This window comes from Nitrososphaera sp., assembly GCA_039938515.1.
Taxonomy (GTDB): domain Archaea; phylum Thermoproteota; class Nitrososphaeria; order Nitrososphaerales; family Nitrososphaeraceae; genus Nitrososphaera.
In genome coordinates, this window is record JBDUUL010000005.1 from 1 (window position 1) to 24792 (window position 24792).

The 24792-nt window shown below is 50.9% G+C and carries 29 protein-coding genes; 15 read left to right on the forward strand and 14 right to left on the reverse strand.

The genetic code is table 11. The annotated features are described in order from the left end of the window. Positions 1-373: 373 nt before the first annotated feature. Together ABI361_02800 and ABI361_02805 are read right to left on the reverse strand one after the other, a co-directional pair. Positions 374-754, reverse strand: coding sequence for a response regulator (locus ABI361_02800; protein ID MEO9319581.1), 381 nt, complete (start codon positions 752-754; stop codon positions 374-376). A 414-nt stretch (positions 755-1168) separates the two neighbouring features. Further along, on the reverse strand, positions 1169-1567 hold the full coding sequence (locus ABI361_02805) for a response regulator (GenBank protein MEO9319582.1): 399 nt from the start codon (positions 1565-1567) through the stop codon (positions 1169-1171). Between the two features lie 171 nt (positions 1568-1738). On the opposite strand from ABI361_02805, the gene ABI361_02810 reads away from it, so the two are divergent. The 4 genes from ABI361_02810 (at position 1739) to ABI361_02825 (ending at position 4275) form a co-directional block, all read left to right on the forward strand. Then, positions 1739-2302, forward strand: coding sequence for a hypothetical protein (locus ABI361_02810; protein ID MEO9319583.1), 564 nt, complete (start codon positions 1739-1741; stop codon positions 2300-2302). A 179-nt stretch (positions 2303-2481) separates the two neighbouring features. Continuing rightward, positions 2482-2874, forward strand: coding sequence for a response regulator (locus ABI361_02815; protein ID MEO9319584.1), 393 nt, complete (start codon positions 2482-2484; stop codon positions 2872-2874). Positions 2875-3096: 222 nt separating this feature from the next. Continuing rightward, a complete protein-coding gene (locus ABI361_02820) occupies positions 3097-3519 on the forward strand; it encodes a response regulator (GenBank protein ID MEO9319585.1) in 423 nt (140 codons plus the stop codon). Between the two features lie 252 nt (positions 3520-3771). After that, the gene (locus ABI361_02825; protein MEO9319586.1) at positions 3772-4275 is read left to right on the forward strand and encodes an Lrp/AsnC family transcriptional regulator; all 504 of its coding nucleotides are present in this window, start codon (positions 3772-3774) and stop codon (positions 4273-4275) included. Positions 4276-4371: 96 nt separating this feature from the next. Here ABI361_02825 and ABI361_02830 read toward each other — a convergent pair whose 3' ends face one another. Together ABI361_02830 and ABI361_02835 are read right to left on the reverse strand one after the other, a co-directional pair. After that, positions 4372-4542, reverse strand: coding sequence for a hypothetical protein (locus ABI361_02830; GenBank protein ID MEO9319587.1), 171 nt, complete (start codon positions 4540-4542; stop codon positions 4372-4374). A 111-nt stretch (positions 4543-4653) separates the two neighbouring features. Continuing rightward, positions 4654-4794 carry a hypothetical protein gene (locus ABI361_02835; GenBank protein MEO9319588.1) on the reverse strand — a complete coding sequence of 47 codons (141 nt, stop codon included), beginning with the start codon at positions 4792-4794 and terminating at the stop codon, positions 4654-4656. A gap of 399 nt (positions 4795-5193) precedes the next feature. On the opposite strand from ABI361_02835, the gene ABI361_02840 reads away from it, so the two are divergent. Beyond that, positions 5194-6258 carry an alcohol dehydrogenase catalytic domain-containing protein gene (locus ABI361_02840; protein ID MEO9319589.1) on the forward strand — a complete coding sequence of 355 codons (1065 nt, stop codon included), beginning with the start codon at positions 5194-5196 and terminating at the stop codon, positions 6256-6258. Positions 6259-6283: 25 nt separating this feature from the next. Then, positions 6284-6544 carry a heavy-metal-associated domain-containing protein gene (locus ABI361_02845; protein MEO9319590.1) on the forward strand — a complete coding sequence of 87 codons (261 nt, stop codon included), beginning with the start codon at positions 6284-6286 and terminating at the stop codon, positions 6542-6544. On the opposite strand, the gene ABI361_02850 is transcribed toward ABI361_02845, so the two are convergent. Continuing rightward, positions 6480-8651, reverse strand: coding sequence for a heavy metal translocating P-type ATPase (locus ABI361_02850; protein MEO9319591.1), 2172 nt, complete (start codon positions 8649-8651; stop codon positions 6480-6482). The two genes, ABI361_02845 and ABI361_02850, sit on opposite strands and share 65 nt — an antisense overlap. A gap of 248 nt (positions 8652-8899) precedes the next feature. After that, positions 8900-9808 carry a metal-dependent hydrolase gene (locus ABI361_02855; protein ID MEO9319592.1) on the reverse strand — a complete coding sequence of 303 codons (909 nt, stop codon included), beginning with the start codon at positions 9806-9808 and terminating at the stop codon, positions 8900-8902. A gap of 164 nt (positions 9809-9972) precedes the next feature. Here ABI361_02855 and ABI361_02860 point away from each other — a divergent pair, with 164 nt between their 5' ends. Beyond that, positions 9973-10641 (forward strand): mechanosensitive ion channel family protein, encoded by a 669-nt coding sequence (locus ABI361_02860; GenBank protein ID MEO9319593.1) that lies wholly within the window; start codon positions 9973-9975, stop codon positions 10639-10641. A gap of 13 nt (positions 10642-10654) precedes the next feature. On the opposite strand, the gene ABI361_02865 is transcribed toward ABI361_02860, so the two are convergent. The 4 genes from ABI361_02865 to ABI361_02880 form a co-directional block, all read right to left on the reverse strand. Continuing rightward, positions 10655-10864, reverse strand: coding sequence for a KTSC domain-containing protein (locus ABI361_02865; protein ID MEO9319594.1), 210 nt, complete (start codon positions 10862-10864; stop codon positions 10655-10657). Positions 10865-11101: 237 nt separating this feature from the next. After that, on the reverse strand, positions 11102-12394 hold the full coding sequence (locus tag ABI361_02870) for an FtsX-like permease family protein (protein ID MEO9319595.1): 1293 nt from the start codon (positions 12392-12394) through the stop codon (positions 11102-11104). 8 nt (positions 12395-12402) lie between these two features. Beyond that, entirely contained in the window at positions 12403-14634 is a 2232-nt protein-coding gene (locus ABI361_02875) for a hypothetical protein (protein ID MEO9319596.1), read from the reverse strand. A 1-nt stretch (position 14635) separates the two neighbouring features. Continuing rightward, a complete protein-coding gene (locus ABI361_02880) occupies positions 14636-15394 on the reverse strand; it encodes an ABC transporter ATP-binding protein (protein ID MEO9319597.1) in 759 nt (252 codons plus the stop codon). 271 nt (positions 15395-15665) lie between these two features. Here ABI361_02880 and ABI361_02885 point away from each other — a divergent pair, with 271 nt between their 5' ends. From ABI361_02885 to ABI361_02900, 4 genes are all read left to right on the forward strand, one after another. Then, complete coding sequence (locus ABI361_02885; protein ID MEO9319598.1) at positions 15666-16466, forward strand: VIT1/CCC1 transporter family protein; 801 nt, start codon at positions 15666-15668, stop codon at positions 16464-16466. A gap of 61 nt (positions 16467-16527) precedes the next feature. Beyond that, positions 16528-17088, forward strand: a complete 561-nt coding sequence (locus tag ABI361_02890) for a MarR family transcriptional regulator (protein MEO9319599.1) — start codon at positions 16528-16530, stop codon at positions 17086-17088. 3 nt (positions 17089-17091) lie between these two features. Then, a complete protein-coding gene (locus tag ABI361_02895) occupies positions 17092-18801 on the forward strand; it encodes an MFS transporter (protein ID MEO9319600.1) in 1710 nt (569 codons plus the stop codon). A 50-nt stretch (positions 18802-18851) separates the two neighbouring features. Further along, positions 18852-19043 (forward strand): hypothetical protein, encoded by a 192-nt coding sequence (locus tag ABI361_02900; GenBank protein MEO9319601.1) that lies wholly within the window; start codon positions 18852-18854, stop codon positions 19041-19043. Between the two features lie 50 nt (positions 19044-19093). On the opposite strand, the gene ABI361_02905 is transcribed toward ABI361_02900, so the two are convergent. After that, positions 19094-20014 carry a S16 family serine protease gene (locus ABI361_02905; protein MEO9319602.1) on the reverse strand — a complete coding sequence of 307 codons (921 nt, stop codon included), beginning with the start codon at positions 20012-20014 and terminating at the stop codon, positions 19094-19096. Between the two features lie 96 nt (positions 20015-20110). Here ABI361_02905 and ABI361_02910 point away from each other — a divergent pair, with 96 nt between their 5' ends. The 3 genes from ABI361_02910 to ABI361_02920 all read left to right on the forward strand — a co-directional run bounded on the left by ABI361_02910 (position 20111) and on the right by ABI361_02920 (position 22172). Then, positions 20111-20485, forward strand: coding sequence for a PPOX class F420-dependent oxidoreductase (locus ABI361_02910; protein MEO9319603.1), 375 nt, complete (start codon positions 20111-20113; stop codon positions 20483-20485). 292 nt (positions 20486-20777) lie between these two features. After that, positions 20778-21248: a hypothetical protein gene (locus tag ABI361_02915; GenBank protein MEO9319604.1), complete on the forward strand. Its 471-nt coding sequence runs from the start codon at positions 20778-20780 to the stop codon at positions 21246-21248. 264 nt (positions 21249-21512) lie between these two features. Then, the gene (locus ABI361_02920) at positions 21513-22172 is read left to right on the forward strand and encodes a DedA family protein (protein ID MEO9319605.1); all 660 of its coding nucleotides are present in this window, start codon (positions 21513-21515) and stop codon (positions 22170-22172) included. A 61-nt stretch (positions 22173-22233) separates the two neighbouring features. On the opposite strand, the gene ABI361_02925 is transcribed toward ABI361_02920, so the two are convergent. The 3 genes from ABI361_02925 to ABI361_02935 all read right to left on the reverse strand — a co-directional run bounded on the left by ABI361_02925 (position 22234) and on the right by ABI361_02935 (position 23693). After that, on the reverse strand, positions 22234-22842 hold the full coding sequence (locus tag ABI361_02925; protein ID MEO9319606.1) for a hypothetical protein: 609 nt from the start codon (positions 22840-22842) through the stop codon (positions 22234-22236). 175 nt (positions 22843-23017) lie between these two features. Further along, the gene (locus tag ABI361_02930; protein ID MEO9319607.1) at positions 23018-23302 is read right to left on the reverse strand and encodes a hypothetical protein; all 285 of its coding nucleotides are present in this window, start codon (positions 23300-23302) and stop codon (positions 23018-23020) included. Positions 23303-23486: 184 nt separating this feature from the next. After that, entirely contained in the window at positions 23487-23693 is a 207-nt protein-coding gene (locus ABI361_02935) for a hypothetical protein (GenBank protein ID MEO9319608.1), read from the reverse strand. A gap of 260 nt (positions 23694-23953) precedes the next feature. Between ABI361_02935 and ABI361_02940 the strand changes: the two genes are divergently transcribed. After that, positions 23954-24775, forward strand: coding sequence for a Ku protein (locus ABI361_02940; GenBank protein MEO9319609.1), 822 nt, complete (start codon positions 23954-23956; stop codon positions 24773-24775). Positions 24776-24792 lie beyond the last annotated feature (17 nt).

Sequence of the window (24792 nt, forward strand, 5' to 3'; positions counted from 1 at the left end):
TCTGCTTTAGTCTTTCTCGCGTAGCCGTGTCCTGATACTTGATATGCTCTTCAAGATTCCAAGTTGGAAAACGTCTTAGCTCCTGCTTGTTGTTATCAGACATGCTCAGAATCGACAAGCGTTAGACAATTGTTCAGTTATTAACCAGCTTGCAAAGCTGTTATAGAACATAGTTCCAATTTGGACTCAATTTGTTTAGATTAATAGATGCTGTGACGTGCCAACTACTTTATCCGTTTCTCCGCATGGATACTTGATTCTGAAGACAGCCAAAGTATTATCCATCAGGAAATGAGGGTTAGCGCTTCAGGCGCTTTGCTCTTCCCTAACGATTCCTAATCTGACATCAAAAAGGCCATTTCTTGTTCTTTGGCTAGCTCTTTGCCAAGTGCGTCCGAATATGCTTTGTCCGCTCCTCAATGGCGATCGGCTTTTTCAAAAAACAAAAGTTCTTCAAGTTGGTGAGCGTTTTCTTTGCTTCTGATTCATAGATTTCAAATGCTGTGAGAAAGCAGATTTGCAAACCTGGATTCTTTTTCCACAGCGCTCGTGCTAATTCAAAGCCGTTCATTCCAGGCATCTTAATGTCTAAAAGTGCAAGGTCGTAGTCTGCAGGGTCATAGTTCTCGAGTGCCTCTTCCGGTTTGTTAAATACCGTAACATTAAACCCCTTTGATTCAAGGCCTCGTTTAAAAACCGACAGGATGTCTTTCTCGTCTTCTACAAGTAATATTCGACTAGCGGCTGCTGCCATGCCCAATCGCCAGAGTTGCTCTAAGGCAAAGTAACCGAGGCATTCCTTTTAGTAGCAACTCGCAGTATTTATCTTTAAAAAAGATTCAGACTTTAGGCAGCCATTCCGTCTTCAAAACTTCTTCTTGTTATCAGTGAGTACGCGCATTCAAGGTTGCAGCAATTGCAATCAGACTCAACACATGCTATTCGTGACTCATGGTCACACTGCTTGCATGGACATTTGGCGACAAAGCCTAAGTTAGCAATGGCATCGTTTGAGCAAACTGGTATATAATGAGTATAGCGATTCATGACCCACTTTTTCACTGTCAAATACACTGACTTTCGATGATCAGGTTACACTTACCCAGAACCGGTTAGCGCTTGAACTCCGGATCATGGCTGCCTTTTCACTAGATGAACGAGGAATCGGTTATTCCGTCGCCAGCTGCTTCTCTACAGTTTCTGCCAGCTGTTTCAGAGAGAGGGGCTTGTCCAAAAATCCGTCCACTGGCACGTCAGGAAGTACAGATTCAAATTCCGATGGATTGATCTCGAAAGCACTTGTCAGAACTACCTTGACCTTTGGATTTATCTCCTTGACCTTCCTGGCCAGCTGAAATCCGCTGAGCCCGGGCATGCGAACATCAGATATTATCAGCTGACATTCATTCGGAGAATATCGAAAATGCTCAAGAGCCGTCACTGGATCGGAAAAAGCATGAACATTATACCCGTCTCTTTTAAGGCTGGTACTAAAGACACTCAGCGAGTCCTCCTCATCGTCCACTATCATTACCAAGGCTTTCTTTTGCTGGTGTTCTTGTATCATTCATTCAAGTTGCGAGCTCCAAGTATATAGCTACTAGGAATTTTTTGTGCGTAGATGAAACAAATGTTTAGCCGCGATGGAAAACTCGCCGTTGTCTTACGATTGTGTGGTTTGTGTGAATCAGTTTGCAGAGCAAACACTTTATAAAACACCGTTTCCATTACTAGACGGATGGCTTCCAAAACAAGAAGCATCAACAGGGAAAGTCCGGGTTCTTCGGGGACTGGAACATTTCGCCTGGATTCTCGATTGCTAGATAGCCTGAAGGAAGAGGCAGAGCAAAAGAGGACAAGCCTCAACACCCTTGTCACGCAGGTGTTGCGTTCACACTCTGAATTTCATTCCCTTGCCGCGAAAAGTGGCATGATACCGATGCAAAAGTCTCTGCTGATCAGGCTCATGGACAGATTGAGCCAGCAGGAAGTAATCCAGCTCTCAGAGTATATCGCAAAGAACGAGCTCAAAGATACAATCCTTTTGATGAAAAGCAGGTACACTTCGGACACCGTAATGGAGTACATCGAGTCGTGGATTAGAGTGGGAGGTTTTCCATTCAAGCACCATATTGGAGACGACAAGTCAAGAAAGAAGCACCTGTTCGTCATGCAGCATGACATGGGCGAGCGTTGGTCGCTCTACTTTGTCGAGCTATTTCGCTTTGCGTTTGAGGAAACAGGCATAAAGATTGATCTTCAGCACACGGCAAACACAATCTCGTTTGAAGCCGAATATTGAAAATTAAGGCCTTCGACCAAGCCAAATGAACTAAGCTCTAGATGTCAAGCTGTTTTCGCTAACAAACTCTAACTATTGCACCCTTGAGAATAGCATAAGCCAACTGGCCGCGCCGAGCGCCTCTACCATTGCCAGATCCTGAAATAAATAATAAGGATGTGGACAAACCATTGCTAGTTTTGACCTCAGCACACGCTGTAGATGCAAAGCTAATGGTCGTAGACGATGAGAAGGATATTGTAGATCTGGTAGCAAAACATCTTAAGAAAAACGGCTTTGATGCCATTGGCTTTACCGACCCACTTGCGGCGCTTGAAGATTACAAAGCCCATGCCAGCAAGTATGCACTCGTAATAACTGACATCCGTATGCCGGGCATGAATGGCTTTGAGCTTGCGGCTACTATGCAAAAGATAAACCCAAGTGTCAAGGTGATAATAATGACGGCTATCGAGGTATTAATGCATGAAGCCAGAGTCCATCTGCCCGTCATAATTTATGACGACATTATACGCAAGCCAGCAAAACTGCCACAGATTTGCAGTAGGGTGAGACAGGCTCTTCAATGCTGACACTTTGGATAGACATGTAATACTACCCTGCCGCGCTGAAAAAATGCTTGCAATAAGAAAGCGATTTTATCCCCTCAGGCCACGATCACATCAGCATTAGGCTTCTGACCAACGTTTTGCAGCCGGCCATTTTCCTATTTTGTTTCCTTAAAGCAAACTTGGCCGCCTTTTCTTTACACAAAATGGGTTTTATATAGCGACAATTAGAGTACGCTGCAAGGATTGTCATATACCGAACCGGGCAACCCAAGACTGTTGCTTGTAGAAGACGAGCGGGACATCAAGTATCTGCTAGAAAGGTCACTGACCAATTCAGGATTTCATGTTGAAGCATTTCTTGACCCATCAGAAGCCCTTGCAAACTATGAGCCCAAGAGTTACGATGGCATTATCCTTGACATAAGGATGCCAAAGATTTCCGGCTTTGAGCTTGCTCGCAAGATATGGGACATAGACCCTAGCGCTAGAATTTGCTTTCTGACAGCATATGAGCATTACAGAGAAGACGCAAAATGGGCAGTACCGGGCGATAAATCGTTATGCTTTATGGTAAAGCCAAAGTCACCATCAGAAGTAGTCGAGCACCTAAAAAGCCACGGCATTACACCGGATAGTAAATCAAAAGACGCAAAGAGTCATTGCTAGTACCAAAGTTGTTCAGTATGCTGCGTATGCGTTCTGACTTGATAAATGGCACTCTATAAGGTGTCTGGGAGATGGTCGCCGAAACTTTGGACCAACTGTTGGAGCTCAAGCACTTTTTCGATGTTCTCCTGAAGAAAGGCCAAACTAATGGCTTCTTTTGCTCGCCCACGATACATCCTGGCTGTCAACCAAGAGGCAGGGATGCCATCCTTGAGCATTCTTTATCTACTCGTTACGTTTTTGGTCAACCTAATGCCAAAGGCTGACAAGGAGCATGTGGTAAGCGAAAAGAAATGGTCATTTATTACTCAAATCGACCCGAAGAAGCGGCAATTAGGAATCGACAAGCTCGGCCTTGAGATTTTATCATTGATGGTACGGCCGCACCATAACAATGCTTCAATTGCACGGGAGATTCGCAAGCCGCTTAGCACTGTTCAGAGAAGAACAAGAAAATTAATCCAAGATGGCTTTGTCAAGCCAGGCAACGAGCCGAACTTTTACGCACTTGGATTCAGGAAGGCTCTGATAATAGTATCGCTAGATATCGCTGATCCTGCAGCTATTTGCAACAAACTCGTGGAAATAGACGGAGTACTGGAGGCAAGTGCATATCTCGGTGCGGTAGAGGTTCTGGCAACTGCTATTTTCGTCGATACGAGACGCATGATGGACATAATTACTCAGATTAGAAGAATTGATGGTGTAAAGAACACAGAATGGGCAGAGCGAGTATACTCGGTACCCGGACCGTAACAGCATCACTCCGTAAGCTCGCTGGCTTACCGGGATATAGGCAGAGCCGGTTACAAGGGACTCATCCTTAGTCGAGAGACCAAAGGTCATGGAGTCTTAATCTTTGCCATCACATGCAGTTTTGTAATCCTGATAATAGGTCTGCTTAATGTTGTCTGTCAGGTCTCGAAGCTCATCCGGGTCGTTGAACTCGTTGAGATGTTTGGCCGCAATACCTAGAGATTCTAGCTCCCCTCTCAGATTGCCGATGTACTCTCTCCGATTCAAGTATTCACCTTTCCAGTGTCATTACAGATATGCCACTTAATGCTATTCGAAAACTATTCTGGGTAGGGGTTTTACAGCCAAGAAAGGCAATCGGACGGTAGAAGTTTGTGCCTAGTTGCCTGAGCGAACATACTTTTTTAAAGTGCCCTTCGATCGCAGATATTCCCTCACCGTTCTCCAGAATTCCTTCTGATCATGGAAACCAAGGTAGTCCTTAATGGCTTCCGTGTTGTCTGAGTTCTCCTTGGTCATATGGAACGATCGCAAGAATGTTAGTTAAAGGCTGCTGTATGTTTGAGCATGAATTATCCGAAAGCACGCCCATCTCGAACTCCCGCTCGCCGCCTTATTCAATGGTTAACCACTTTACAGACGGGGCCGCCTTTAATGATAAATAGACTGCAATCCTTTCAGTTATTGTACATTCGATGCTTACCTAGGCAGCCTTTGCCGAGCGCAGCTTGCTTCTAGGGTTAGAATACTTGGGTCTTGTCAACCGAAATCCGTCGTACCAAAAATTGTTAGCCTAAACCCGCTGACTCGTAGGCGAGTTTCAGTCGTTCTCGGTGGTACTTTCGCTCTGAAAAAAATACTGTCCGCGCTCGGCATAGGCTATATATGTAAACTATTAAAGAGCTGCATTACAGGTCGATGTCACGCTTAGGAGCTCTAAAGTCGCGAGCCGCGGTCTTTTACGGACCGGGAGACATTGCAGTCGAGCAGCGCGATTTTCCGGAATTCCATGACCCCTCTGCTCGGGGTGCTCGGCTCAGGATCAGGTGTTGTTCTGTATGCGGATACGACGCTCGAGTGCTCAAGAGCGGGCATAGAAAGGTAAACCCGCCTGTCGTTCTGGGTCATGAAATTTGCGGTGAGACAATTCACGATGTCGATTCCATAACGTCAGGCACACGAGTGGCGGTCTACCCGGTCGCCCCCTGTCTCCATTGTTCCTACTGCAAAATGGAAAGGTACAACCTGTGTTCGAATTTGAAGGAGATTGGTTCTTCAATCGACGGCGGATTTTCCGAATTTCTCGCAATCCCAAAAGAGATTATTAGTATTGGAGGGCTTGTCCCTACGCCGGACAGCATGACGGATTCAGAGGCCTCACTTGTTGAGCCTTTGGCCTGCTGCGTAAATAGTGTTTCAAATGTCGCTGCAATGAGGACCCGGGGCAGGATCGATACGGTGGCCATTATTGGCGACGGCCCGATGGGCATGATGCATGCCATGCTGACCCGCCGGATGCTTGGCGCCAAGACCGTGGTGGTTTTAGGCAGAATTCCAAACAGAATCGCGTTTGGACGGTCACTTGGGATCCAAACGCATTCGGTAGTGGATAGCCCGATTTCTGACATTTTGCAGCCCTGCGGCGATGAGGGCTATGACGTAGTATTTGTTGCTGCAAGTGACCCGTCGGCGCTGGAGCTTGCAAGGAAAATAGCCGCAAAGGGTGCGTGTATTAGTATTTTCGCGGGCATTAGCGGCGCTTCCGCTGCCATTGACCCGCATTTCGTCCACTACAGCGAGGTAACAGTCACCGGTACGTTTAGCAGCACTCCGGCGCATTTCCGAACTGCTGTAGAACTGGCATCAAGAAAAGACGTTGACCTGTCAAAACTTGTAACGCACACATTTCCTCTTGAATCCATAAGCGAGGCCTTCAAAGCGACGTCCGACTACCGAGGAATGAGAATATCTGTAAGGCCATGATTGCGTTAGCTAGAGGCGTTCGTTCTTGAAGGCGCGGTTCAAAGTGGCCGGGCTCTATTGCACGTCCTGCAAGGGCGTCATTGAAAAGTCTCTCAAGGACAACGTTGCTGTCAGGGAAATTTACATCGATCTTGTCACCGATTCTGTTATCGTTGATTACGATGAAACGGTCACGAACCCGGAGCAGCTCAAATCGGAGCTTGAAAAGTCAGGCTATCACTTTACCCGATTGGCGAATTGGCTTCCGGCGCCATGTCGCCAGCCTTTGCCGGGGAAAGCGGTTTAACGTCGTCCGAGAAATGAAGATACCGCTTCGGTTTGTATCTGCCCAACAAGAGCGAGTTTGCAACAACCGTTACAGAGCTGAGCGCCATCGCACCTGCCGCAAGGTAGGGAAGCCACTCGTAAACTCCGGCGCCGGCAAAAGGTACAAGCGCTCCGGCAGCAATAGGAACCAGGCCTACGTTATACGCAAACGCCCAGAAGAGATTCTGCCTGATTTTCGACACTGTCTTGCCGCTCAGCTCAAATGCCGTAACTACATCGCGAAGATCGCTTTTGAGCAGTATTATCCCTCCCGTCTCTTTGGCGACGTCAGTTCCAGAGCCCACTGCGATCCCAAGGTCGGCCCGCGCGAGTGCGGGCGCGTCGTTGACGCCGTCGCCAATCATTGCGACCGCCTTTCCGTCGGACTTTAGGTCTGCAATGATCTGCTCCTTCTGCGCGGGCAAGAGGCCGGCAAAAACCTTTTGAATGCCAAGCTTAGACGCCACAGCCATCGCTGTCCTCTCGTTATCGCCGGTGAGCATCACTATTTCTATCCCCTGCCGGTTCAGGTCAGCGAGTGCCTCTCGGGCGTGTTCTGCGGGCAGGTCGGAAAGAGCAATAATTCCTGCCAATCTTCCGTCAACGGATACGATAGTAACGGTCTTGCCCTCTGCCTCGAGCCGCTGCATCTGTTGCTCAATTTCGCCCGGAACTGCGGTGCCTGCCGCGCTGATCGCGCTCCGGTTTCCGATTATTACTTTGCTGCCGGCCAGGGTTGCAGTCAGTCCACGGCCGGGCAGCGCCTCGAATGATTCAGGCTTTTCGGCGCCGGCTCCAGTGTTTGCCGCTTCCCTCACAATGGCACGTCCGAGCTGGTGCTCCGAGGCAGATTCGACGGCTGCTGCAAGCCTGAGAAGCTGCTGCGAACTATAGGGCTGGAAAGGGACGACATCGGTCACCTGCGGTCGGCCCCTCGTAAGAGTGCCTGTCTTATCAAAGGCCGCGACTTTGACCTTTCTTGCAATTTCAAGGTACTCGCCTCCCTTGAATAATATCCCGTTTTCTGCGCCCTTGGCCGCTCCTATCATAAGTGCGGCAGGAGTTGCGATTCCAAGAGCGCATGGGCAGGCGATGACTATCACGGACACGAATACCAGAAGGGAATGAGCCAGGCCGATCCCTCCGATAAAGTACCATGCAAGGGCGGCCACAGTTGCGATGGATGCAATCGCCGGTACGAAATACTTGGCTATTTCGTCTGCCATGCGCTGCATTGGAGCCCTGCCGACCCTAGCCTGCTGGACAAGATCGATAATCTGGGACAGCACGGTGTCCTGACCAATCTTTGTGGCCCTTATTCGCAAGAGGCCGAACTTGTTTATGGTAGAGCCCATGACCTCAGATCCTGCCAGCTTTTCTACGGGAGCGGACTCGCCGGTCATTGCCGACTCGTCGACCCAGGAATGGCCGCTTACTACGACCCCGTCAGTCGGGATCCTTTCACCCGGCCGGACCAAGCAAACGTCATTTTCCGCGACTTCCTCGACCGGCAGTTCATGCCCCTGGCCTTCTCTTTCTACCCTGGCCATCGTCGGCTGCATCTCTAGTAGCTTTCTCACCGCATACGATGCACGTTCCTTTGTTCTCGTCTCTATCAGCCTCCCTACGAGAATCAGGGTTATGATAATGGCCGAAGTTTCAAAGTAAACATGGTCTGAAGTAAAGATTGCCGGGGCGATTGTTGCAGCGGCACTGTAGAAAAATGCAACGGAAGTGCCGACGGCTATCAGCGTATCCATGTTTGAGGATCTCGCCTTCAGGGCGTCCCAAGTGCCCCTGTAAAACCTCAGTCCAGCCCAGAACTGGACGGGGATTGTCAGAGCTAGAAGCACATAGTTGTTGATTGCCTGAGGCAGCAGCGTGAAATAGGATAGCAGGATAATAGGAATGGCAAGTGAAATGCTCGCGGCGACGCGCAGCTTGAGGCTCCGGAGTTCCCTCTCGGGCGCGGTGAACTCGTGAAGGCACTGGGTGGCGCAGAAAAAGTATTCCTGTCCGCCTACGGAGTGCCGTATGGTATCCGGCTTTTCTTCAACAAACATTCCGCAGACAGGATCTTTTGCCATTAGACGATGGTTTTACGTGCGCTCCATCTATATATTAACGGGGCAATTTCATAGTCAGACCGCTGAATAACACAACCCACAGCGGGTCGAAGAGCAAAGAGGCCAGGGGAGCGTTGATGAACCGGGCGAAACAGTTGGCAATCGCATATAGTGACAGTGACGCTCAGCCTGGCCCCGGGCTGGAGATTTGGGGTTCTCATCTGGAAAGATAAGTCTAATGGTATGTAAAACTAGTACAATGTTCGGGCTTATATCATCCCCGTCCTGCCGTGTCTCGTCTTCAGCTTTACTACCATAATCACCGATGCGGGAACCATCACCGCAAAGAGGATAACAGGAATTGGATTTGAGAAGAGCCTTGAAACGTTTGCCAGAATTGCTTGGGCGCTGAGCATTACCGAGACTACTAGGAGGACTATTCCGATAGCAAAGAAAGGGTACTTGGCCCGCCTGAACCTTCTCTGCGTGCTGGGCTTAAAAGCATGCCTTGCAATCTCGCCTGAAAAGAACAGGCAGAGCACGGCGGCGATCCCTACGCTGACCCCAAGATAATTTAGCGGCGGCGATTGGACGTAATGGAAGAAATGCGGCAGGTTCCCCGGCGCAAAGTACCAGATAATCACGGTCCCCACGGATACTGCGAGAAATATCCTATCAAGAATCTGGCCGTTGACGCCAAACCCGTAAACGCGCCTCCACGGTAGCGGATTGCATTCGTGCTGGTCCTGCAGGTCGGGGTCGGCTTTTTTCACAAGCCCCGGCGGATCTTCCTGATAATAATAGACTCGCCGGCCCTTTTCTATGGGCTGCTCCTCGCCCGTGCAATTGAACCTGCCGCGCTTCGCAAGCCTGCTCGCAGGGAAGAACCACTCTACACCCCTGTCCTTGACTGTGGTAAATGAGTCGGCCAGAATGTGCAAAAAAATTCCAAGCGAGAGATAGGGGCTGACCACGTAAATTAACGCCATCATGAACACGTTATGAAAAGCAGCCCTGTGGAGCTGGTCGTCGGAAAATATCCGCCGGGGTATGAACCAGTACTCCCTGTCGAGATCCGGAATGAGCGAGCCAAGCGCCACCAGGAAGGCAATCTGTGTGTTGTCGGTAAACACGAGGCCGGCGGCAAAGCCGAATGCAAAGTGCGTTGGCAGATCCACTGTACTTGTAATTCTGCCGCTTTTCAGATAAGGCTCTTCATCAGGGATTTGTCGCGATTTAAGAAAGAGGAAAAAGTTAGCAATGCAATAAAAGCAGATGCGGTCCTTGACTGACGGAATATTCAGGGTAGAGATTTATTCACTCTGATTTCATAGGACAGCAATTGGAGCACCCTGACGATATCAGCGCAGACAAGGGAAACTCGCATAAACATCACTCGAGGGCGGACAGTCATCACGACAGGCGGACGCGACACAAGGCCTTGGCAGAAGCGGCGAAGAAGCTGATCATTCTGGGCATCGCCCTCGGCGCATTCCTTGCTGCAAGCGGGCGCATTGTGGCCTTCTTTACAATAGACCCGCAATACGCGAGGTACATACAGATTGCGGCTATAATCGTCGTTGGATATTTTGCGGTAAGCGTGCTCAGCACCGCCGCCTTCAAGATAGCTTCACGCCAGTCAGAGCAGACTGCAAAGACCGTAAGGAGCCTCAACAGGATTCTTGGCGCTATCATAATTATCGCCATAGTCATCTCGTATCTCAGCCAGGATCCCGTTGTCGCCATTTCGCTGAGTACAGTAACGGGAATCGTGGTCGGCTTTGCAGCGCAGAATCTAATCGGAAACCTGATTGCTGGGATGTACCTGGTAATTGCCAGGCCGTTTCGGGTCGGAGACCGGGTGAATGCTTTCAACCAGTGGGGTATTCTGAGCAGCGTCGACCTCCTGTATTGCAAAATTATCATGGACAATGGCGACGTCATGCTGGCGCCAAACACAGGCATGGTTACAACAAACGTAATTGTCCACAGGGATTCAGTCCCGAGCTGATCTCTAGGAGATGCTAGAGCCTTCTCATCGGGAATTTTCTGTAAATGAAAAAGTCGAAATAGGTGTTCTTTGATTCTGCCGCCATCAGCGTATAGTACATGCTTTGAGGTACTTCAAAGAACTGGTAGATGTCGCCCCTATGCAGCTCCACTTCCAGAATCTTGCGGCCAAAGTCGTAGCCGACCGACTTTAGCTTGCCTGATCTGATTCTTTGTCGATACAATGTCTACCGGAACAATCGAAGTGTAGGGACGTTGAATAAATATCAGCTCCTAGGGTGCATGGTGTAAGTTGGAGCTGTAATTAACGTCTAGCTGACTATTCCCTCTGATAACACCATAATGCCAATTAACTAAACCTGGCTAAAGCCTAGTAACTATCCCTCATGTACTGACGTCACATCTCCGGGGCGGGGGCCAAGACTCCGCCACCCGGGGTTCTAAAACTTTTCATCCTGTTGTTAATCCCTTCGCAGTGCAACGATTGGATCGAGCCTTGAAGCCTTCCATGCAGGATAAATCCCTGCGAGCAAGCTCAGCGTCACAGACAGAGTCCAGACATACAGCAGGTCTCCCGCCAGGAAAACGGCCGGCTGCGACAGGCCTGCATTTCCGGTAATGCTGACTTTGAAGACATTCGTCAAGACATAGCCTGTTACCACTCCTATCGCTACACCAAGCGAAGCTCCTGCAAAACCGATGATCGTCGCCTCTGCCAGAAACAATAGGAGTATGTCTCTGTTGAACGCACCGATTGCCTTTATTGTGCCAATTTCCCTGATGCGCTCAGTCACCGACGTGTAAAGCGTGGTAATGATTCCGACCGCGCCTACAACCAGCGATACAAGGGCGATGGCCTGGACAAATGAGCTGAAGCCCGAGGAAAAGGCCTGCCTTGATTGAAGCAGTGCCTGGTTTGACGTTACTCCGATGTGGTTTCCGTAGATTTGGGTCACCTCGCCCTGCACGGTCTGGACGTCGTCTGCAGTGTTTGTCACGAGCAGGATTTCGTCATACTTGTTACTCTTGTGCATGAGTGCATTTGCAGCCTCGGGAGAAATGACCACTGCATTGTCAATGTTAAAGTTGCCGGTTACAGCAAAGACCCCACGTACAACGAATGACTTGGTTTCTGTGCTTGACTTGCGCGTAACTGGGTCGGAATAGGTGCTTGTAAGCTGTACGGTCTGACCTACTGAAATAAACGAGGGTTGGCCGGACGGGTTTGCCACAGAATCGCCGACATAAACCGCGGTCGCGTCGTTTAGCGTCGGGAGCGTACCCTGCGCCATTTGCGCGGTAGGCGCGACTTCAAGTAATTGCGAGAAATCCGCAGAGAACACCCTGGCCGAGTATGATGAGCCCTGCGATTCAATCGTGACGCCTCCTTGGTAAACCCCGATGACATCGCTCACCAGCGGCAGCGATTTCAACTTTGAAATTACTGCAGAGTTGAACACTATGGGCGCGACGGTAGTCGACTGGGTCTCTGCGGGCCGAGGACCTCCTCCACCCCCGCCGCCTCCAAAGCCCCCGCCGCCAAAGAAGGTGCGCTGGGATGTTGATAGCGTGAGCACGTTGGTCGCTAGGCTGCTGAACTGCTTCTGGATGAACGTGGAGAAGCCGGCGGTCAGGCCGTTTAGTGCGACCATGAGCGAGCTTCCGACTACGACCATCAATATCGTAAGTACTGACCTGATTTTCCGGTCCTTCAGTGCCTCAAACGCCAGGAGATAGATTTCGCCGATTTTCATTTAGCGGATCACTTGAGCCTGCTATCCTTTCTTGTCGAAGAGCCTTTCTCCGAGCCGGGTTCCTGAAGGATGTCTTCGATGTTTCCCTCGCCTCCAGTGCTGTTCGCAGCTGCCCTGAGTCGCCGGGCTTTTGCCTTTCTTCTCCTTATGACGACAAATGCAATGACTGCGGCAATGACGGCGATAATCCCAATGATTATCGGGATGGCGTAGTCGCTATATGGACCAAAGAACGCAAATGGTCCGGCGGCGCCTCTGTTGCGAAATTCCAGGCCGCTTGACTGCGGAAATACCACCTGTGTCACGGTCATCTGGTGGGGGTTTCTCAGACCGTCGCTGTATGTTATTAACAGCGTAACACGGAGCGGTGCCGCCGTCGTATTGCGAAGGTTATCCAGTGTTATGCTAAATGGCATGGGCGAATCGGCAGTCACGTCACCGAGGTACTGTGGCTGGAGCGCCTGAGACCCTCGTCCTCCGCCAAAACCTCTCCCGCCCGGCGCCTGTGTAGAGTTCTGCCCGCCGAATGCTCTTCCCTGCTGTCCAAAGGGCGGCTGTTGGTCCTGTCCTGCGCCAAACGAGCCCTGCTGTCCCGCCTGACCTGTTCCTGCGCCGAATCCGCCTTGCCTAAATCTTCCGCCGAGGCTGGTCCCGTTCAGATCCTGAACCTGGAGTAGCTGAACGGTGGTAAAGAGCGCTACAGTGTTACCCTTGTTCAGTATATTCCCGGTAAGCGTAGGGGTTCCTGCGCCTCCGCCTGCCGCATTTGTATTGCCTCCGCCGCCAAATCCTCCTCCCCCTCCGCCAATGGAGGGCGCGGCCCCAACGTAAGTAAGGGCCAGGCCATAGGTTGACAGATTGATGTCACCGTCGACATAGGTTCCGATTGTATACTGTTCTGTCTTTGACTGCCCACTTGTCAGGTAGTCAATAGTAACCGAGAAGTTGACGGGCGTGCCTATCAGCGATGGCGAAGCGTAGATACGGGTCGAGAGCGCTGCATTTGACTGGGCGCCTATCGAGTCGACGGTCCACTTGGTTTCGCCAAGGATTTGGACGCTGCTGGAGCCTGATGAAAGGGATACAACCGCATTAGTAATAGGGCTTGAACCCCTGTTGGAAACGACCAGAGTAAAGTTGGAGACGCTGCCGGCAACCACCCTGTTGTCCGACACATTGCCGTTTGTCCCTCCCACGACGCTAATAAGCGAAGGTGCGCTCGGCAAGACAAAAAGGGACAGAGAAGGATTCAGAGTCTGCGTGTTGCCATACGGGTCGTTGTAGGTCACCTGGAGAGTTACGCTCGTGGTAGATGAGCCCGCAGTGTTGCTTGGGAAAAGGCTGGCAGTCAGCGTAGTATTTGACCTTGGAGCGATGGTGCCAACGCTAAAAGTCCTTGCGCCAAAGTTAGTCACCCTGACATCATTGCCGCCATTGATGTTGACGCTGCTGCCTCCTGACGATGACGTGCCGCTAGTGGAAATGCCGGTAATAGAGACAACCACGCCTGTCGCCGGTGCACTCCCCCTGTTGATAATCTGAAAGTTTACGTCATTTGCGACGCCAGGAGTCAGGTTGTGAGTCAGCGCGGCCGTATCGAGTATTACTCTACCTGATAGCTGGAAAGGCACGTCAATTTGGTTGTGAAAATCACTTCCTACGGACAATACCTGCGAGTATTGAACATCGAGGCTGCCAACATAGGCACCTACGCTTGTTTTATTGGTAACATTAACGTCGAAGTACAGCGTGAACGTGTTGCCAGCAGTAACCAGGGTGTTGAAGGTCGCGTCTGCGACATTCGGGCCGAACCTTGCGCCATTAGGCATAAAGCCATAGGGCAAAGTCAGATGGCCCTGTATTGCCGTAATGTCGGAAAGACCCCTGTCAACAAGGACTACGGCAAGAGTGGCTGCGCCGTCGCCGGGCCCAACTTGCTTTCTGTTTACAGTTGATGTAGTCGAAGTGCTGCTGGAACTGGAACTCGAAGAGGACGAGCTACCCTGAGACGCAGACTGGTCAACCCAGTAAGCATTTAAAAATACTGGGCCGCTCAACGCCGTCTTTAGAATCTCGTTCTGCGTTGGCGCCCTCTGGTTGTTATCCGAAGTCTGTGAACTTACCGTCTGGGATCCTTGGGACTGAGCACTGGCATAAGAAATCGAGGGTACCAGCGAACCAACGAGTAATGCCACCAGCATCAATCCCAGGGCAACTGCTGAATTGTTGAGTTTTGCCAACTTACTGAGTTACCTCCTTTTCGACTCTGCCATCGCGGATGTAAATTGCCCGGTCAGTTGCTTCTGCGAGCTCAGGATTGTGAGTGACCATGACAATGGTCCGGCGGTACTTGCGAGTCAGCATCTGCATCAGCGCAAACACCTCGTTACCGGTCTTTGTGTCGAGGTTTCCTGTTGGCTCGTCTGCCAAGAGCATGGCAGGGTTATTCATAAGCGACCTCGCAATTGCTACCCTTTGCTGCTGACCTCCAGAGAGGTTTGTCGGGCGATAGTTGGCCTTGTCCTCAATGCCAAGTATCGAAAGTAGTTTGAGAGCCCGCTTCCGGCGCTCGTCGCGGTCTGTCATGGCAATCATTGACGGTAGCTCGACGTTTCTCAAAACTGTCGTCCTGTTTATGAGATTGTATGATTGGAAGATAAAACCAATGAGCTTGTTTCTCATCGCAGCTATTTCCTGATCGTCAAGCGAGAAAATGTCAACGCCATTGATTATGACTTTTCCAGAAGTCGGCCGATCCAGCGCCCCAATCAGGTTCAGCAGGGTCGACTTGCCGCTACCGGATGGCCCGACAATCGAAACGAATTCGCCTTTCCGGATTGAAAAGTTCACGTCGTTCAGAGCCACAACTCGCCCTGCCGCCGAATTGAAAATCTTGGTAAGGTGTATGGCCTGGAGCGCGATGTCATTTCCTGACGACGAAAAGGTATTGCCAGGCATGGCATCATTTGCAGTTGGGCTCACGGCGTCAAACTTATCCATTCTAAACTACCTCCGCGATCAGCGAACATGAAATGCACACATGGGTGAGGGCAAACCTTGCATTCACGCTAGCGTCGCCGACAGTCGTTACTACCGTCATTGTTGACTGAAACCCTAGAAGCTATATTAAGTATTGATTACCAAAGGGAAGTAACTAAGTTACTTCACACATCTCCCGGCGTCCGAAAACCTTGTATCAGCGTACCTGTTACTCGATTTTCTCAGCATCTTTATACTCTTATACCCCTTACCTAGCAGGAGCGCCAGTCAAATGACATCGCCAGCAAAAGAAAGCACGGGGAAGCAAGACAGTGCAACAGGTTCAGCGCAGGGAGATGTTAGTTACCATGTTGAACCTCACATCAAGGAGAGTAACTACATCAGAGACCTTGTGTTTGGATTTGGAGACGGTGTCAATACTTCTCTGGGAATAACCGCTGGCGTCGGCGGAGCTGATGTGTCTGCAAGCATTGTAATACTCGCCGCCCTTGTCGGCATGTTTACCGGCGCCAAGGCAATGGCTGTCCAGAATTACCTTGCCGTAAAGTCTCAGAGAGAGATTCTGCAGGCAGAGATAAAGCGCGAGGAACAGGAAATCGAGACTATTCCGGACAAAGAGCGTGCCGAGATCGAGGAGATTTACAGGGCAAAGGGTTTTGAGGGAAAAGAACTCGAGATGGTCGTAAACAGAATTACTTCGGACAAAAAAGTCTGGCTCAAGACCATGCTCACTGAGGAGCTTGGCCTGAACCTTGACATCCTCGGCAATCCTATCAGAGGCGCTTTGGTAATGTTCGGCGCGTTCCTCCTCGGAGGCATCTTGCCGATTATCCCGTACTTTATCCTTGGAAGCGGGTTTGTGTCACTTGGAATCGCCATTTCCCTGAGCCTCTCATCCTCGTTTGTAATAGGCGCACTCAAGGCCAGGATAGCAAGAAAGAACTGGGTCATCGGGGGCATCGAGATGGCAGGCCTGGGTACAGGAATTGCCTTGGTCGGATATGGTATCGGTTCGGAACTCGCGGCTTCTGGAGTCGTCAGCCAGCAGCTCTTGAAACAAGGGTCCGGCTAAACACGCTTGAACCGGGGGTAGACTTAATTAGTTAGCCTGCTAATGGTTAGGCATCAAAGTTATGCAGACAGGCCAATTCTACGACAGCAGCACGTTTGTCGTTCGCATGACATCCAAAGCCATCGAGCGAGCGATGGATATCGAACTGCGCCGGCGGTGCAACATGACTATCGGCCAGTCAAGAGTGCTTGCCTGCCTTTATGTTGTGAGAAACGGGATGAGCCAGGCCGAGATAGCTGACAAGCTCGGTATCGAGGCGCCGACCCTTGTGCCGATTATAGACAAACTTGAGGAGTCCGGCCTCGTCGAGCGCAAGCCCGATCCGATGGACAGGAGGACAAAGTTCGTCTTTCTCAGGGCGCCCTCAAAGGCAGTATTGACATCCATCATAGAGTGTGGCAGAAGCATCGAGTTAATTTCCCACAGGGGAATAAATGATAGCGCCATCAAGACCACGCTTAGTGTTTTGAAAAAGATGCGCGAAAACGTCGTCCAGCATATCGGCGACGAAAGGTGGTCAGCCGACGCCTCGCAAAAGACTGACGCCATAGCCAAGTCCGGCCGAAGGGCAGCAGCGGCGAATCATGCTCCCGGCAGGCATAAGATAAGGGCAGCGCGATAGAAAATGGAATCTGAAGACTCTCGCGCTCGAAAGGAGGAGTCAAGGCATGGCGGACGCGACGCAGGCGGACATCCAGACAGTGCCAGGCCTCCCGCGACATCTGAAAAGGTACCGCTTTCCGCCTGGAAAACCCTGGCTATTCTGAGCTCAATCGCGACCATGATAATGTATACTGAGACTATGCTGGTTCCTTCGCTCCCCAATATTATCAAAGAATTCAATCTGCCATACAGCGTTTCTCCGTGGATCCTGACTACCTATCTGATCGTAGGCGCAGTAATGACTCCGATAGTAAGCAGCCTGGCCGAAATGCATGGAAAAAAGAAAATTCTGCTGTCCGTAATGGGAATCTATTTCCTCGGCGTCCTTATCGGAGGGTTCTCGCAGGACCTCTACGTGTTTATCTTAGCAAGAGGACTTCAGGGAGTCGGCATGTCCATGTTTCCAATTGCATTTTCGATCATAAGGGAGCAGTTCCCAAAAAGCAAGCTCGCCATTGGCCAGGGCATCATTACATCCATGTTTGCCAGCGGTGCCATCGTCGGCCTTGTTGTAGGTGCCGCAATTGCCTCGGGCTCCGGCTGGAGGATGACTTTTCTTTCCATTATCCCCATCACCATACTGCTGCCATTTCTTGTTTGGAGGTTTACAAAGATTGGCGAGGTTCACTCTGACTGGGCTGCTGCCAAGTTCAGCCCAGCCTCAAGACAGGGAGGCGCTGCGGAGCCTCCCGCGGCCAGCAACTTCGCGGCAGGTCATCAAGGAAGCGACCAGCGTTCGGGACTCGCTGGGAAGACAGGCCTGGGTGCTCCGAAACCTCGCAGGACGCTTGACATCATTGGCGCAGGACTGCTTGCCATTGCCATCTCGACCTTCCTGATAACACTGACCCTCATTGAAACCACTCAGACCCAGACGACCGGGTCGACCACCATAAGTTCGTCGAACAATTCGGCGGAACTGGCTGCGTTTGCGCTGGCCTGTATTGTGTCCGTTGCCCTGTTCCTGCGGAATGAGAAGCGGGCGGCAAATCCGCTCATAGACCTGGGACTGTTGCGCAACAGGGTGTTATTGTTTTCAAATATCCTGATCCTCATCCTGGGGTTCTCGATGTTCATGGTGTTTCAAACGATACCCATACTTGCTGAAAGCCCGCCACCGGCAGGCTTTGGCGTGAACATAATCGGGGCAGGTCAAATTCAGCTGCCATTTGCGTTAATACTTTTGATTTTCGGGCCAACGTCCGGGTTTATCGTGTCAAGGCTTGGTTCCATTCGGCCTACAGTGCTCGGATATGCCATCAATGCAGGTGGGTTTTTCATGCTCACAGCATTTCACTCTCAACCGTGGATGGTGTCTGCGGCTCTTGCAACCATTTCCACGGGCATCTCGCTTGGAAGCGTTGGACTCATGAATATAATCCTGCTCGCAACGCCGTTTCAGAAAATGGTGACCTCGGTAGGAATGACAACAGTCTTGAGAATACTGGGTAGTGCTGTCGGGCCGGCAATTGCTGGAGTGGTTATGCAGTTGAACCTGACAACAGTGGCCGGCCACGCTGGAAGGTACCCGTCCATGGGTTCGTACACAATTATATTCCTGGCAGCGGCCCTCGTGTCAGTACTATCGGTCGTCATGGCCCTCAGCATAAGGCGGCACCTCATCAAGGGCCAGACTGCAGCGGAAGCAAGTCCCCGTTCTGACACGGCATAGACCTAGTGAATTGCGCGTGAATATCCGATAGACGCCAATGAATTAGTGCAATGGGAACAAATCCTGGAGTCGGCAAGATGCCAAACAGGGGGCTTGGCAGGCAGATCGGAACTGATGACCCTGAAAGGGACAGCCGTGATAAAGACACCAATGTCCAGGAGATATCGACGGACATGCACACGGGAAACAATCCCGGCGGAGGGACGAACTTCCAGCATCAAAGGAAGGACTCGTCTAGCTGAAGCACGCGGCCTTTCCCGCAAAGCGAAGTAGGCAACTTCTGAGCACGGTACTATTTTTGAAAATATGACAACGCCTCGTGGATATTTGAGACTTCAACGACCTTCATCCCGTACTTGGCAGTCGTAATGTCAGAAAGCGGCTTCAGTTCTGACTGGCAGGTTCGGTAAACTATTGGTCCCTGCTGGCTTTGCGAGCATGTCTCCGCAGGGTACGATGACTGGCCGGGGGGAACAAGGAATATTTTGGCGCCGTACTGCCCTGCAGCTTCGGCCTTTTGTTCCACCCCTCCGATCTGCCCGATTGAGCCGTCAGGATTTATTGTTCCGGTCATGAGCACGTCTCGGCTGATTGACTTGTTCTGGAGCTCCGAGGCAAGCAAGACAGTCATTGCGCCCCCCGCGCTGCCTCCATCAACCGACTGCAAGTCCGCAGCGTTTCCTCTCGAACTGATAGAAAAAATAATGTCGCGGTTTGACAGGTCTGTTCCTGTAATCGACTGGGCAACCTTTACCGCGGTCTTCGCCGACGACTGAAAATCAACCCCGGTTGGCACTGCAGTATTTACAAGCACCCTTCCTTCACCTCCGTCCTTAATGTCAACTACTATCTCCATCACGGTCCCCTGGTACTGCACTGATTGGAAGAAACCGTCGGTCACAGGTATGGTCTTTACAGCCACAGCAGTAATGGACTGGTGCTGGCCAGTTATCCCGGCACCCTTTACAGGTGGCGTCACTGTAACTGAGGGTGCTGAAGCGTTCGCGGCTTTGATAACAGTCTCGTTAGCCGAAGCCGAACTTGCTATCTGCTTTCGAAGGTTATCGTTATCTGCATGAGTCTTTGTCACTAGCTGTGCGAGGCTCTGTGCCTGCTGGTAAAGAAGCGCATTGGCGATAACTGAAATCACGAGCACGGCTGACAGGAGGACCGTGACAGTATTTGCCATGGAACATCCTTTCCTAGCTACCATTCGAAATTATTTATGTTTCTGCGCTATAGAATCCCGAAAGAGGTTCGGTCAGACTGAGGCGATACGCTTTATTTGTGTCCTCCCCAATGTTGCTTGATGACGTCCGACAGCATATCAGATCTTGCAGGCCAAAAGTACCTCAACGTCGAGACTTACCGGAAAAGCGGCAGGGCTGTTTCGACACCCGTTTGGTTTACCGTTGAAGGAGGCAGAATTTTCGTCGTAACAAGGTCGGACACCGGGAAAATAAAGCGCCTGAGAAATAACAGCAATGTGCGGTTCATGCCATGCGGTTCAAGGGGACAGCCAAAGGGCGAATGGAGAAATGGTACTGCCGCACTGTGCAATGCCGAAGAATTGGAGATTGCGGTCAGGGGCCGGAACAAGAAATACGGATTTCAGGCAAAACTGACAGGGCTCTTGTCAAGGTCGAAGGGCGATCTGGTGGCTTTTGCGATATCGCCAGCCTAGGTTTTTCGTTGGCAAGTTGTCTCGCATTATTGTGGTTTTGACCGCATACGCATAATTCCAAAGGGCAATCGCGCCTGCTGCAGTAGGAGTTTAAAAGAAAAAACAATCTCGGCAGCAGAAGCGGTATTAGGTGAAATCCAGCAGCATCAAGGCGATAGTAGTTTGTAAGATTCCTAGTATGCATAATAGACGTACGCGCCGCTTAATACAATTCATTCCATGAATTACTTTGATTACAATGGCTCTTGTCGGTTTTATTTCCGGGAGCGTTCTTTCGGAGGTAAATGAGTAGATGCCGAGGTACCTCGGTGTCATGATTCTGGCAATCGCCATAATGGCCATAGCCTACGTAGGACGAGACCACCCCGGCACGCTCCTTCAGGATTCGGTCAGCTACTTTAGTTCAATTGGAGCAAGCGCTGCAACTTCCTCTTTGACGGACAAGCCTGATGGCAGCCTTCCAAACCGGTTCGACCAAGGACAGGTGAAGCAGTACGTCCAGGAAAAGTTTACTCAAGGACTCGGTCAAGGCGCTGCTGGAGAGGACACGGTCTCTCAGGCAATTGCATCTGATTCAGCAGTCCTTTCGGCAACGGCGGATAACACCACATCGGCGGATCAGTCCCTGCTAAGTTCGCTAACGGGCACGGCCGGCTCACCTCCCAACGCACAAGATCAACCGGCGATAAACTCGTATATAGTGCAAAAATTTCACGAAGGTGAGGCTTCCGGTTCTGCAGGCGCAAGACACTCGCTGAACTAGCCTGTTGATGTTTTGACAATTAAATCCGTGGCCCCCCTCCCCCCAGGGTGCTTCATGCCTTATTACATGCCCGTTTCAGATAACTAGCAACCCCGCAGGCGCTTGATGTAGCCAACGCATTCTGATTGTTCAGGCCGCGGGGGTCCTCCCCCATTCCCGACAGGAATTGGAATGTCAACTCAAGCTCGATGTGCAAAAACTTGTCTATGTTAGATTGTAACCAAAGCAATACATAATACGTCTGACTCGAATCATGTGCAGCCGATGGCCCTGCTCGAACTCTTGCAGCCGCTCGTTACGGCGATCACTTCTTGGATATCAAGCCTCGGGTATATCGGGATCTTTGGGCTGATGGTACTTGAAAGCGCCCTCATTCCGATTCCAAGCGAAATTATAATGCCGTTTTCAGGTTACCTTGCTTCCACCGGCAGGTTCGAGCCCTGGGCAGTGGTGCTTGCCGGTACCCTTGGCAATCTTGTCGGGTCTGTCCTTACATACTACCTGGGATTAAAAGCGGGGAGGGCATTGATCCTGAGGTACGGGAGGTATGTGCTTTTCCGCGAGTCGCACCTCCGAACCGTCGAAGGCTGGTTTTCAAAGTACGGTGACAGGACTGCCTTCATTGGTAGGCTGTTGCCGGGTGTGCGAACCTATGTCTCGCTGCCGGCAGGAATTGGTGAAATGAGGATAGGCCGGTTTGTGGTATACACTTTTGTCGGCTCGCTTATCTGGAATTCGATGCTGACTTTTGTCGGCATGCAGCTTGGTGAAAACTGGAAGAATATTGACAAGTATTCAATCTACCTTGACCTGGCCGCGGCTGCAGCAGTTCTGGGCTTTGTCATATGGTTTGTCAGGGCGAGCAGAAGCTCCGGAAAAGACCCTAAGGCTCGACAACCGTCAAAGGAAAAAAGTCAGAATTAAAAAGAGAGGATATGCCGCCCGCCTGTCAAGGAGGGCAGAATATTTTCCTGCGTTCTAGTTCCTAGCCACTAGATGCACCTGTTTCTTCTGCGACCGTGGTTCTTATGAGGTGGTAGTCAAACAGCGAGTGGCTTCCTGCCAACTTTAGATCAAAGGTCTGCACGCCGGACCAGCCAGAGCTAATTACCATGCTGCCATCCAGGTGTGACGCCGGGTTCTTTATCGAGTGCGAGGCCACTGAGAGCAGGGTGATGTTCTGGGTCACAGGGCTGTTGTCAATCGCCGTTTCGGTTCCGTTTGTATTAGAAGCAGACACATGGGCGAGAGTTAAAGACACGGTGTCCGCCGACTTTTCAACGACTCCCAGCACCTTCACTCCGGGGACCAGACTGTAGCTCTGCTCCGTAAGGCCTCTCCATCTCAGGTTTCGTTCCGCTCTGTCCTCCATGGCCATCAGTCTCTTTATCTTGGCGTCAACGTTTGGTTTTGCATTCCCGCCTGTGGCTGCACCGGTTGTGCTCGTGCTGTTGTTCGTATTGTTTGCATTCTGCTGCTGGGCAAATGCCTGCCCCGTGCTAAGAGACGCGGCGGCAATTGAACCCAATACGGCGGCGACTATTACTGCTGCCAGCGTCGCCTTTCGTGCGTTCCATGTTTTGTTTGCTGACATTTTTTGTCGGCAACAGTAAGCTGCCTGCAGATTTAAGAAATTGCGAAACCTTGGAAACTAACATGGTTAATGGAGTTCGGCTCTATGTCGCCAAAGATTGCATGTAATTATCGTGACACCAGGAGACTCTTGCCGCAGTAGGGAAATCGTGCCCCGAGCGGTGCACCTATACAGGTTATCTCAATAGCTTGTATGTGCCGTATGCCATCCTAAGCGCAGGGTGGGCATGAGCGATGGATTCCGCAAGAATTCCCGCACGCTGCCGCACAAACTCGACGATACTGTCAAAAGTACCGAGGCTGCGCTGAAGGGCAGCAAGGCCAGCAGGCGTTATTATGAAATAGGTTCTCCTGATAATCCTCATGCGCCGCCTGTGGACGGTATCCACGTAGCCGTACAGCATAAGGTCATTGAGGATGGAAGAAAGAGCATACTGGTCCACTTCGACTAATTTTGACAACCGCTTCTCGGTTCTGGCCTGTTTTTTTAAAATTTTCAAGATGCGGAGCTGCAGTGCGTCAAGAGGCATTGTATTGTCCAGCTCAATCTCTCGATAGCTCAACGAGTCTTTAATCGCGCTCCTTGCTTATGACTATTTGCCATAGTTGCGGTTTGATCGGCCGGGCGATGATGTTTTGTCGAGTCTATGCTTCCGCTGCAAACTCGCTTTCGCGGGCGGCCAAGTCGTGGGAATTTTCAGGGTGAAGTATTGCAAGAGCATGCTCCAAGCCGCAGCATGAGCACTGGGACTCGATGCACGAAGTCCTGGAATCATGGGAGCATCCGCTGCAAGTGCAGTGATACACTCCGGAATTCGGGGTCTTTGAATTTTCTAGCATTGCCGTTGACAAACCAAGTGGTAAGTTGTCTGGAACGGATTTTAAGCTAATGTAGAATATTTCTTACTAAAATAATCAGTATTTTTTTACCTAACTTAGGCCGACCGTATGCGCCTGCAATACGGGCAAAGCGGTGGACGGGTCCCCGAAGAAGCACCAAAGTTTTCACAACGCTTTAGCCAGATAATGAGCTGTAGCTCTAGCTCCAGCTAACCCTTAGCTTTTATTTCTTAGCTGGCATTAAATTCATTATCGAGCTCAAGGTAAGCTGGATGGCGGGTTCGGCTCGGAGCCTTTGGAAGGGCAGCATTTCTTTCGGACTAGTCAATATACCGGTCAACCTATATTCCGCCACAGAGGACAGGAGTTTTTCCTTTAACCAGCTGTGCAAGAACGGCCACAGGATCCAGTACAAGCGCTGGTGTCCTGTAGAGAACAGGGAGGTCCCCTACGACGAAATAAGAAAAGGGTACGAGGTTTCTAAGGACAATTACGTGCTGATAGACAAGGCGGACTTGAGGGCCGTCAGGGTCGAAAGCACCAAGACAATCGATATCCGTGAGTTTATTGACATGGAGGAGCTGGACCCGATTTTTGTTGAAAAGAGCTATTACGTCGGCCCCGACTCTAGGAAGGGAGTCGAGAAGGCCTATTCTCTGCTCGTCAGCATTCTGGGGAACACGAAAAAGGCGGGAATAGGCAAGGTCGTCCTGCGCGACAGGGAGCAGATAGTTGCGCTGAGGGCTTACCAGCGTGGAATTGTAATGCATGTGCTTCATTACATTGACGAGATACGGCCCATCGACGAAATAAAGGGCATCGGTGAGGCGGCAAGCGAAAGGACAAAGACTGACGACAAGGAGATGCAGCTTGGCAGGACCCTCGTTGAGCAGCTCGCAGCAAACGGGTTCGATGCGAGCCAGTATACCGACGTATATAGTAAAGAGATTCAAAAACTCATTGAGGCAAAAGCCAAGGGCAGACAGGTCTTGGTCGCTCCCGAAGGTGAAGGCCGGCTTTCTCCTACCCCAGACTTGCTAGAGGCGCTAAAGGCGAGCATAAAAAAGACGTCGTCCGGCAGGGGCAAAAAATAGCGATTTCAGGCACCTGA

Bases quoted from the DNA above. Each gene is read 5' to 3' on its own strand.
- ABI361_02915 (MEO9319604.1), top strand. From the start codon at position 20,778: ATGCCGAGGTACCTCGGTGTCATGATTCTGGCAATCGCCATAATGGCC.
- ABI361_02895 (MEO9319600.1), top strand. From the start codon at position 17,092: ATGGAATCTGAAGACTCTCGCGCTCGAAAGGAGGAGTCAAGGCATGGC.
- ABI361_02900 (MEO9319601.1), top strand. From the start codon at position 18,852: ATGGGAACAAATCCTGGAGTCGGCAAGATGCCAAACAGGGGGCTTGGC.
- ABI361_02810 (MEO9319583.1), top strand. From the start codon at position 1,739: ATGGCTTCCAAAACAAGAAGCATCAACAGGGAAAGTCCGGGTTCTTCG.
- ABI361_02880 (MEO9319597.1), bottom strand. From the start codon at position 15,394: ATGGATAAGTTTGACGCCGTGAGCCCAACTGCAAATGATGCCATGCCT.
- ABI361_02805 (MEO9319582.1), bottom strand. From the start codon at position 1,567: ATGATACAAGAACACCAGCAAAAGAAAGCCTTGGTAATGATAGTGGAC.
- ABI361_02800 (MEO9319581.1), bottom strand. From the start codon at position 754: ATGGCAGCAGCCGCTAGTCGAATATTACTTGTAGAAGACGAGAAAGAC.
- ABI361_02890 (MEO9319599.1), top strand. From the start codon at position 16,528: ATGCAGACAGGCCAATTCTACGACAGCAGCACGTTTGTCGTTCGCATG.
- ABI361_02905 (MEO9319602.1), bottom strand. From the start codon at position 20,014: ATGGTAGCTAGGAAAGGATGTTCCATGGCAAATACTGTCACGGTCCTC.
- ABI361_02910 (MEO9319603.1), top strand. From the start codon at position 20,111: ATGACGTCCGACAGCATATCAGATCTTGCAGGCCAAAAGTACCTCAAC.
- ABI361_02870 (MEO9319595.1), bottom strand. From the start codon at position 12,394: ATGAAAATCGGCGAAATCTATCTCCTGGCGTTTGAGGCACTGAAGGAC.
- ABI361_02940 (MEO9319609.1), top strand. From the start codon at position 23,954: ATGGCGGGTTCGGCTCGGAGCCTTTGGAAGGGCAGCATTTCTTTCGGA.
- ABI361_02835 (MEO9319588.1), bottom strand. From the start codon at position 4,794: ATGACCAAGGAGAACTCAGACAACACGGAAGCCATTAAGGACTACCTT.
- ABI361_02850 (MEO9319591.1), bottom strand. From the start codon at position 8,651: ATGGCAAAAGATCCTGTCTGCGGAATGTTTGTTGAAGAAAAGCCGGAT.
- ABI361_02885 (MEO9319598.1), top strand. From the start codon at position 15,666: ATGACATCGCCAGCAAAAGAAAGCACGGGGAAGCAAGACAGTGCAACA.
- ABI361_02920 (MEO9319605.1), top strand. From the start codon at position 21,513: ATGGCCCTGCTCGAACTCTTGCAGCCGCTCGTTACGGCGATCACTTCT.
- ABI361_02840 (MEO9319589.1), top strand. From the start codon at position 5,194: ATGTCACGCTTAGGAGCTCTAAAGTCGCGAGCCGCGGTCTTTTACGGA.
- ABI361_02925 (MEO9319606.1), bottom strand. From the start codon at position 22,842: ATGTCAGCAAACAAAACATGGAACGCACGAAAGGCGACGCTGGCAGCA.
- ABI361_02825 (MEO9319586.1), top strand. From the start codon at position 3,772: ATGCCAAAGGCTGACAAGGAGCATGTGGTAAGCGAAAAGAAATGGTCA.